The 8944-nt window shown below is 46.0% G+C and carries 9 protein-coding genes and 2 rRNA genes; all 11 read left to right on the top strand.

Going from position 1 to position 8944, the window contains the following annotated elements:
• Positions 1–82 (top strand): 23S ribosomal RNA (locus B1728_RS15110); the annotation flags it as partial.
• A gap of 202 nt (positions 83–284) precedes the next feature.
• A 5S ribosomal RNA gene (gene rrf, locus B1728_RS15105) occupies positions 285–401 on the top strand.
• 786 nt (positions 402–1187) lie between these two features.
• Positions 1188–1613 (top strand): MarR family winged helix-turn-helix transcriptional regulator, encoded by a 426-nt coding sequence (locus B1728_RS15100; protein ID WP_079911040.1) that lies wholly within the window; start codon positions 1188–1190, stop codon positions 1611–1613.
• A gap of 165 nt (positions 1614–1778) precedes the next feature.
• Positions 1779–2120, top strand: a complete 342-nt coding sequence (locus tag B1728_RS15095; protein WP_079911039.1) for a DoxX family protein — start codon at positions 1779–1781, stop codon at positions 2118–2120.
• Between the two features lie 52 nt (positions 2121–2172).
• The gene (locus B1728_RS15090) at positions 2173–2556 is read left to right on the top strand and encodes a hypothetical protein (protein ID WP_079911075.1); all 384 of its coding nucleotides are present in this window, start codon (positions 2173–2175) and stop codon (positions 2554–2556) included.
• Positions 2557–2634: 78 nt separating this feature from the next.
• Positions 2635–3024 carry an SDR family oxidoreductase gene (locus B1728_RS15085; protein ID WP_256865355.1) on the top strand — a complete coding sequence of 130 codons (390 nt, stop codon included), beginning with the start codon at positions 2635–2637 and terminating at the stop codon, positions 3022–3024.
• A gap of 292 nt (positions 3025–3316) precedes the next feature.
• Positions 3317–4414 carry a sensor histidine kinase gene (locus B1728_RS15080; RefSeq protein WP_256865354.1) on the top strand — a complete coding sequence of 366 codons (1098 nt, stop codon included), beginning with the start codon at positions 3317–3319 and terminating at the stop codon, positions 4412–4414.
• A 13-nt stretch (positions 4415–4427) separates the two neighbouring features.
• Positions 4428–5057, top strand: a complete 630-nt coding sequence (locus B1728_RS15075; RefSeq protein WP_256865365.1) for a response regulator transcription factor — start codon at positions 4428–4430, stop codon at positions 5055–5057.
• A 341-nt stretch (positions 5058–5398) separates the two neighbouring features.
• Positions 5399–6442 carry a peptide-methionine (S)-S-oxide reductase MsrA gene (gene msrA / locus B1728_RS15070; protein ID WP_144027884.1) on the top strand — a complete coding sequence of 348 codons (1044 nt, stop codon included), beginning with the start codon at positions 5399–5401 and terminating at the stop codon, positions 6440–6442.
• 58 nt (positions 6443–6500) lie between these two features.
• Complete coding sequence (locus tag B1728_RS15065; protein ID WP_179136023.1) at positions 6501–6962, top strand: DinB family protein; 462 nt, start codon at positions 6501–6503, stop codon at positions 6960–6962.
• A gap of 133 nt (positions 6963–7095) precedes the next feature.
• Positions 7096–8871 (top strand): methyl-accepting chemotaxis protein, encoded by a 1776-nt coding sequence (locus B1728_RS15060; protein ID WP_079911034.1) that lies wholly within the window; start codon positions 7096–7098, stop codon positions 8869–8871.
• The last annotated feature ends 73 nt before the right edge of the window (positions 8872–8944 follow it).

The raw sequence follows: 8944 nt of genomic DNA, 5'->3' as shown, positions 1-8944 counted from the left end.
GACGACGAGGTAGATAGGTTCGGGGTGGAAGCACGGCAACGTGTGGAGCTGACGAATACTAATCGGTCGAGGGCTTATCCATTACCCAAGAAAGTGAAGAGAAGCTTCGAAGCTGATTCCGAATACTTTCTCGGGGCCCGGAAAAACGGGAAACTAATTCACAAACTTTACGCATGCATTTCGTATCTAGTTTTCAAGGAATAAGCCTTGAGCTGCAAGTCCTTTCTAAGGACGGATATTTTCTCGCAGAAATTTCGAAGAAGCATAACCTTCGAAAAATCCAGTTTGGTGATGATGGCGGAAGGGAACCACGCGTACCCATACCGAACACGAACGTTAAGCCTTCCAGCGTCGATGGTACTTGGACCGAAGGGTCCTGGGAGAGTAGAACGTCGCCAAGCAAAAAAAAGAGCCTTAGACAATGTCTAAAGGCTCTTTTTTTTGTAATGAATCACTCTGGCCTCTTATAGGCAAGTGATTCATTGTTACGTTCCCATAAATCAATGGGCTGATTACTTAGACATCACAGCTCGGGATTTTTCCCCCTGGAGCTGCTGTTCTTTCTCGGTATATTTAGGCATCAAAGGAACAGCGGGCACGATAGCTAAATGCTGAACGCTGAATAAGATTTTGTAGTTCCGGGGTGTATGGAAACAATCTCATTTGACACGAGTAGTAGCTTCTATTACTATATATGCTATAGCATATAATTTTGTTGTGAAAAATAAATTATTAAAATGGAATCTAATTGAGCAAAATGAATATGGTTTGTGATTTAGAAAGTGGAGTTTGTGGGATCTTACAGAACACTAACGTGGAAGCCATCGATTATATTCAACATGCCTCGAAATTAAAATTTATTATGACTAACCCTATCTGTTCACATTTGGGCACTTGAGCTAGTACCGAACTTTTTTTAATGCAATATGGTCGGTGAATTTGAACTATGTCGGAAAAAAAGATATCTTGATTGACCTGGTAAAATGAAATGGGACTGGACGGAAGTACTTTTGTAAGTGAGTCAGAATTGGAAACTTCTCAAGACCTTCTGAAAAAGGAAGCTTCGCCTAAAGGGTTACCTGTAGAACAACATGAAGTAAATTCTTTTATACAAACGGCACTCGAACAGAAGTCCAATTAAACCATTGAGATATACTAGAAAAAGTTAACTAAGAAGAGTGATAAAAATGAAGTTATTTGAACTGACAGGGTTTCTTATTCATAGGACAGATGTGAAGCTGACAAACTATTTCACCAAAAAATTAAAGCCATATAAAGTAACTCCAGAACAGTGGGGAATCATTAGTGTTTTAGATGACCAAAGAGCAACAACTCAAAAAGAACTTGCCGAGGCCATTGATAGGGATCAGACTACCGTTGTAAGGATGATTCATTCTCTTGAGAAAAAAGGGATTGTAAAAAGAGTTCTGAACGATTCTGATAGACGCTCTCATCATCTGTTTCTTACGGATCAAGGATCGGAACTTAAAACGAAACTGATGCCGGATGTAACAAGCGCTCACGATTATGTGACAAGAACACTGAATGAAGATGAACTTCATCAATTGCATAAGCTGCTTAGCAAGCTTTATGGCAATGTACAGGATGAGTAAAAAACATTTGATAATGAGAGGTGACTCATGAAAACAGACAGGAGTATCCCCGCTCATTCTTTAATGGGCCGAAGCTGCGATAGTAGAAATGCGTGTTTCTGCGGGGCTGAAAATATATGCTATAGCATGTTAATGGTTTTATTTCAGAAAAGGAAGTGAAATGATTTGACTATTGTTATAATTCTGCAGGTTCTACTAGGTGCTTTTTTTATGATGACCGGAACCAAAATCATCAGTGGGAAGATGTCCAATGAATTTAAACGTTTTGGCCTTCCACCCGTATTCAATTTCTTAACCGGATTTATTGAGATTGTAGGCTCGATTGGAATGATCGCAGGAATTTGGTTACCTGTTGCCGCCTGGATATCCGGGCTGCTGTTAGGCTCAACAATGCTGGTTGCCGCCTTAATATTACTTTTCATCGCTCGAGATCCTGTGAAGAATGCGATTCCAGCAATCATCCTATGTATTTTGTCATTTACGTCTGCAGGTTATCATCTCATTTAATTGGGGGTTGTCTCAGGTCATTTTGTATCTTCATGTGCTAAGTGCAGTCCTCATGGGCTTCTATCTGTTGCTTCCATTTTTAATGTTACAGATTTCATTACAGCCGGATGAGAAAGTACAACACAGCCAGCTTGGCATCTTATTTAAAATGAACCGAGTGGGCCAAACAGCTCTCGCTATTGCTTTTTTGACTGGCGGTTATCTTGTGGGTAAGGCTGACTATCCTACACTTTGGTGGGCGCTTGCGATTATTCTGTTGTTAGGCATCGCAGCGGTGAGCGGTATTATGGGCAAATCCATGCGCAGAGCATTAAATCATACGGATCGATCTGTAACCAATAAGAACATGGGTAAAATTCGTTCCTTAAGTGTTGCTGTAAGCCTACTATATTTTCTTGTAATTACACTAATGCTATTCCCGAATATTTTCGTTTAAGGAAGTCCTAAGTCAATCAAGAATATGCTATAGCATGTAAGCAGTGCAATCATTTCAATACTGAAGGAGTAGATGGCCATGCTGAATGGAAAAGTTGCTATTAACCATGTGACTCCTGGCTTCATTTCACATGGAACCGCTAAAGGAGCTATAAATTCTTTTGTAAGATATCTAGCACATGAGTTAGGACCTTACAACATTACGGCAAACACACTTTCTCCCGACATGGTAGATACAGATGCAACGAAAGATATGCCTACGGAACAAAAAGAGCAGACAACGTTTTATACACCGCTAGGCAAAATTGCTGCTCCTGAGGATATTGCAAAGGCAATTTTATTTTATGCTAGTGATCAAATCAGGCGGGATGGAAATGAATTAATACGTTATTTACAGGCGACTCACACTTATAAGTTTTTCAATCAACAGCCTTTCCAGACAAGATGGATAGGCTGTTTTTATGTTTAATTGTCGTAAAACCTACCGTTACTTTGATAGTTGAATACTACATAGGGTTGAGCATATATGATAGCAATCATCATCATATGGAAGAAATTATATGCTATAATAGCCATGAAAACGAAATTACACCTTGATGAAGGGAAGGGAAGCGCCATTGCTTCAAGATGAGAAATTCATAAAAGGGGGCCCCCTATCCTGGAAACTTTTTTTCGGGCTCAAGCTCATATTGGGTCTGTTCGTCTCCGGAATTTTTTATTTTGAGACGTCAATTGAGGCCTTTTGGCGGTTCAGCTTTCTTGTGTTTTCGATAGCTGTGTTCCTACTGGTTAACCTGTTCTACTCCAGGGCAGAGAAGCGGAAAAAATGGCTGTTTCACCTGTTGATCCTGGATTTTCTGGTATCCGCTACATATGGCTATATATTTATCGGCGGACATTTTCCTAATCAGCTGTTTGTCGGGATTACGGCATTGGCGATTCTCATGTTTTTTAACAGTTTCCGCATGCTTATCATAACTTGCATTTTTTTGCTGATCCTCTACCTTGTGACAATGGGCAGTGTGGATTGGTATTTATATAAGCAATTTGACGGTATGAGCTACTTCATTACCTGCTCATTCATTATATTCGCTGGCATTGTCAGCACACTGATTCATTTCTATCATAAGGCGCGCAAGGATACGCTGATGTTATACGAGCAGTTGATGGAGTCCCATGAGCGTCTTCAGGTGTATGCAATCAAGGCGGAAGAATGGGCAGCCTCCAGGGAGCGCGTACGGATTGCCCGCGAAATTCATGATACGGTCGGCCATAAGCTGACGGGCCTGATTGTGCAAATGCAAGCCGCCCGGAAGCTAAGCCAGGTAGATGCCAAACGCAGCGAGAGTGTCTACTTGGAATGTGAGGATTTGATACGTTCTGCTCTTCAGGAGGTGCGCCTAGCCGTCCGGATGGTTAGGGACGAGCCGGTCCAACCGATGTTTTTGCATGAAGGCCTGAACAAGCTATCGGAGGAATTCACGAAAATTGCGCAGGTTGCGACCCGCTTTGAGGTCGAAGGTAGCGCTGTGCTGCTGCCGGGTGAGCTTCAGCTTACCGCATACCGCATCGTACAGGAATCGCTCACGAATGCCAAGAAGCACGCCGATGCAGAGCATGCCCTTATCCGGATTATCTATTCGGAGGGAGGCTTCTCGCTTTGCATTAGCAATGACGGTGATGTGCCAGACGAAGTCAAGCCGGGCTTCGGATTATTGAATTTGCAAGAGAGAGTAAAGGAATGGAATGGCCGGGTATCCTTTGGGAGAGTTGACCCTATGCAGTTTGTGGTACAAGCGAACATTCCTTATCCTAAAACAGAAACGGGGGTGCCACTCCTTGAGACTCCTGGTAGTTGACGATCAGCGGCTCATGCGGGAGGGTCTGGCGACCATCCTCAATTTGGAGCCAGGTATGGAAGTGGTTGGAACAGCCATCGACGGACGGGATGCGTATGCCAAAGTAACAGAACTGCGGCCCGAAGTCGTTTTAATGGATATTCGTATGCCGGGCATGGACGGCGTAGAAGGTGCTGAGCTAATTCTCAGGCACTTCCCGAAAACGAAAGTATTGATTTTGACCACATTTGATGACGCAGAGCTGATTCTGCAGGCACTGGAGAAGGGTGTGCATGGCTATTTGCTGAAGGACATGCCCTCCGAGGCTATCGTCAGCGCCATTCAAACGGTATACAATGGAGGAACGGTCCTTCAGCCTGATATTACGGCCATGCTGCTGAAGGAATTAAAGAAAATGCAGGCTGTCCCGTCCGTGCAGCCCCCACTGCTGAATGCGAATGACGATGGACTGCTGGGAAGTCTGACTGATCGGGAGAAGGAAATTCTGGCTTTATTGGGTCAGGGCCTGAATAATAAAGAAATGGCCAACCAGCTGTTTATTTCGGAAGGGACGGTCAAGAACCACGTATCTAGCCTGATGGCCAAGCTCGGGCTGCGCGACCGAACGCAGGCGGCGGTATTTTCTGTTCGTCACTTTAAGTAACCGGATAGCATGACTTTTGGCAGGGGCATGAAAATCCTCCTGTCAGATCGCTAAGAAAACGATTTTGAATGCTTAAAATTCATGACAACCCGCACATTTGCTGCGGGTTTTTTCTTGTTAAAATTCAGATTAAGAAATGCGAGGGAAGACGACCCCTGATCCAAAACAGAGTAGAGCTGCACCAGAAACGATTCAAAGCGGTTCTTGTATCAAACCCCTAAACCATAAGGAGGTGGATGGAAATGAAGTTCAAAAAACCTCGATATTTCGTATTGCCCGTTGCTTTTACCGTCGTCATGGCCTATTCCTTCTACAATGCGCCTATCAAATCCACAACGATGATGGAGGGACATAAACCCGTGAATATTGCTCACGCTGGTTCCGCAGCGAAATATGAAACTGCTGTTTTCGCAGGAGGATGCTTCTGGCAATTCGAGCCGTACTTTGAGAATCTCAAAGGCGTCCTGAGCGTGTCGGCAGGTTATACCGGAGGTCATACCCAGAATCCGACCTATAACGAAGTATCCTCAGGAGGCACCGGGCATCTCGAATCTGTGGAAATCCATTATAATCCGAGCCAGATTTCGTATGACGAGCTGCTCCAGGTATTCTGGCGCAGCATTGACCCTACAAATGCAGACGGCCAGTTTGACAACCTCGGCCCACAGTATCACACGGCTGTGTTCTACAACAGCAAAGAGCAAGAAGCCGACGCTAAAGCTTCCAGAGATGCACTTGCTGCCTCCGGAAAATTCGACAAGCCGATTGTAACCGAGATTGCAGCTGCAACTAAATTCTACATGGCAGAGGAAGAGCATCAGGACTACTACAAAAAAAATCCGATCCGCTATAAGCTTACCCAGTTTGTTTCGGGGCGGGACGCCTTTTTGAACCGTACCTGGGGAACAGACCATACAGTAGCGGTTGCTGCTCAAGCGGGTGACAAGAAGAATTTCAACAAAGCGGAAAGGCTAGCAGCATTGACTCCGATTCAATACGCTGTGACTCAGAATGACGTAGATGAGCTGCCGTTCGAGAATGAATATTGGGATAACCGGCAGGAAGGCATATACGTGGATATTGTTTCGGGTGAGCCGCTATTCAGCTCTAAAGACAAATTCGATGCCGGAACAGGCTGGCCCAGCTTTACACAGCCGTTAGACAAGGAACATGTTGTGCTGAAAGAAAAAGGCGGCTTGTTCTCGACGGTTACCCAGGTCAGAAGCCGGGATGCCGATTCCTTCCTTGGCGATCTATTTAAGGATGGTCCTGAGCCAACAGGGCTTAGATATTGCATCAACTCGTCAGCCTTGATGTTCATTCCGAAGGATGAGCTTGCGGCCAAAGGCTACGGCATTTATACCGCACAATTCGAAGAGCAGTAATGCTTGGCAGATGTGGATGACCACATCTCAGGTTAACCATTATGAGGAGGTATGGAGCATGAGAATAGATTTTATTTTCGACATTTTGAAGAATCGTCACCATCAATTGGTAGAGCTGGCTGCCCAATGTCCGGAGGACAAACGTAATCATGTACCGGAAGGCTTCAAGAACAGCATTCATTGGCATATAGGTCATGTGCTTACTGTGACAGAGTTCCATGTATTCGGCCTTTCGGAATTCGCACTGAATAAGAAGCTTCCTGCAAATTACCAGGATTTTTTCGCCTACGGAACGAAGCCCGCAGACTGGCAGAGCGAACCGCCTGCATGGGATGTGCTGATTGACCAATTGAGGAAGCAGCCGGATGAAATTCGGGAGTTGCTGGAGAGCAAGCTGGACATGCCGGTAAAAGAAAACTTTTTGAAGGCCGAGACGTTTGGCGAACTGATTGTCTCCACGGTACTGCATGTAACCGATCATATCGGCTTTGTTTCAGCTATACTGAAGACGTTGAAATAATCTTCCGATTCGGCTCCATGACAGCAGTTCAAAGGGAACTTTGGACTGCTGTTTTTGATCATCCGATTTCATCTGGAACACGATATTCTGCATTTGGGGCAGGTTTTATAACGAGCTATACAGGGGGATAATCATGAAAACAAAAACAAAGATAAAACCAAATACAAGACAATGGCGGTTCACCATCCGGAATAAATTGCTGGTCATCTCATTCGCAATCCTGATCATTCCGGCATTGCTAATAGGAAGCATCAGCATCTGGGTTTCAGCCCGTGAAAGCGACCTACAGATGGAGACCAATCTTCGAAACACGGTTCATATGGCTGCAGAGCTTATCGTTTCGTTCGAGGATGCTACCAAGAAAGGCGCATTAAGCAAGGAAGAGGCGCAGGAGAAGATGAAGCAGCTGCTTCTCGGGCCAAAGCAGCCGGACGGTACACGAACAATCAATACAAATATAGATATTGGCGAGCATGGGTATTTTTTTGTTCTGAACGACCAGGGTGATCTGGTTGCCCACCCTACACAAGAAGGGGAGAGCTTTTGGGACAAGCAGACAAGTGACGGCTTTTATCATATCCGGGATATGCTCCAGAAGGGGCAGCAGTCGGGCGGCGGAGTTACCGTATACAGATGGCCGCTGCCAGACTCGGAAACAGACGCTATGAAAATTGCCTATTCGTTAAGAGAACCAAACTGGGGATGGACGATCGTTGCCGGCTCCTATATCAAGGATTACAACGCAGGGCAGCAACATATTGTGCAGGGCACAGTGTATTCGCTGCTGGGCTGTGTTGCTGTCGGCGGGTTTATCGTTGTCCTGCTTGCAATTCGTCTTACCAGGCCGCTTGTTCAGTTGACGCAGCAGGCTAAACTGGTCGCTGCAGGCGACTTATCACAAGAAGCGATTGCCATACATAGCCGGGATGAAATTGGTGACTTGTATGCCTCCTTTCAGACCATGCACAGCCGACTTAGGGAGATGACGCAGGGTCTGCTATCTCATGCTGATGCCCTCTCATCAACCTCCCGCAACTTGTCCGCCATTTTTGGGGAGACGGTATCGGCTACAGACCAAATCTCCATATCCGCACAAGAAGTGGCCTTGAGCAATGAAACGCAAAAAGGAAGCCTGCAGGAGAGCACCTACGCCATGGAGGAGCTATCAGCCAGCGCACAGCGAATCGCATCCACCTCATCGACAGCCTTTGAGGCTTCGCAGGTTACCTTGAATCATGCCGAACATGGAAACAGGCTGATCACACAGTCTGTGGAGCAAATGCTTGCCGTATCCACAACTGTTGGTGACCTCTCACTGATCGTCAAACAGCTGAGTAAGCGGTCGCATCAGATCGGTGAGATCATTAATGCAATGACGACCATTTCGTCGCAAACCAATCTGCTCGCGTTGAATGCAGCGATCGAGGCTGCACGGGCTGGAGAGGAGGGCAAAGGATTTACCGTTGTTGCGAATGAGATCAGAAAGCTGGCGGAGCGCTCCAGAACGTCCGCAATGGAGGTCACTGAGCTAATTCAAGCAATTCTCACAGATATTAATAAAGCCGCCACTGCAATGGACCAAGGCGAGCAGGAGGTGCAGGCTGGCGTTGATTCCATTCGGCTTTCGGGGGAGGCATTCCAAAGAATTCTGGTGGCAACACGCAGCGCCGTGTACCACGTACAGGAAACTTCTACTGCGGCCGAGCAAATATCCGCAAGCTCCCAGGAGTTCAATGCTTCCCTGCAGGAGATCGATCACATGGCCGTTCGGTCCAACGATCTGGCACAGACAATTTCTACCGCCACGGCCGGACAGCTCGCAGCCATGGAAGAAATCTATGCATCGGCGGACTCGATGAGCCGCATATCCGAAGAAATGCTTCTGCACGTAAAGCAGTTCAAGCTTTAGGAACGGCAACTGTGAGGAAACCGACAGAGATCTCTAGCGCCTCTTGCTCCATCCCATCGTCCGGTGGGAAATA

This window comes from Paenibacillus sp. 32352, assembly GCF_002042965.1.
GTDB lineage: Bacteria > Bacillota > Bacilli > Paenibacillales > NBRC-103111 > Paenibacillus_S > Paenibacillus_S vulneris.
Note: the sequence above shows the minus strand (reverse complement) of the source record. Positions and strands in the feature narration are given on the sequence as shown.

Excerpts from the sequence above, each read along its gene's own strand:
- B1728_RS15100 (WP_079911040.1), top strand. The coding sequence starts at position 1,188 with ATGAAGTTATTTGAACTGACAGGGTTTCTTATTCATAGGACAGATGTG.
- B1728_RS15090 (WP_079911075.1), top strand. The coding sequence starts at position 2,173 with ATGGGCTTCTATCTGTTGCTTCCATTTTTAATGTTACAGATTTCATTA.
- B1728_RS15085 (WP_256865355.1), top strand. The coding sequence starts at position 2,635 with ATGCTGAATGGAAAAGTTGCTATTAACCATGTGACTCCTGGCTTCATT.
- B1728_RS15075 (WP_256865365.1), top strand. The coding sequence starts at position 4,428 with ATGCGGGAGGGTCTGGCGACCATCCTCAATTTGGAGCCAGGTATGGAA.
- msrA (WP_144027884.1), top strand. The coding sequence starts at position 5,399 with ATGGAGGGACATAAACCCGTGAATATTGCTCACGCTGGTTCCGCAGCG.
- B1728_RS15065 (WP_179136023.1), top strand. The coding sequence starts at position 6,501 with ATGAGAATAGATTTTATTTTCGACATTTTGAAGAATCGTCACCATCAA.
- B1728_RS15060 (WP_079911034.1), top strand. The coding sequence starts at position 7,096 with ATGAAAACAAAAACAAAGATAAAACCAAATACAAGACAATGGCGGTTC.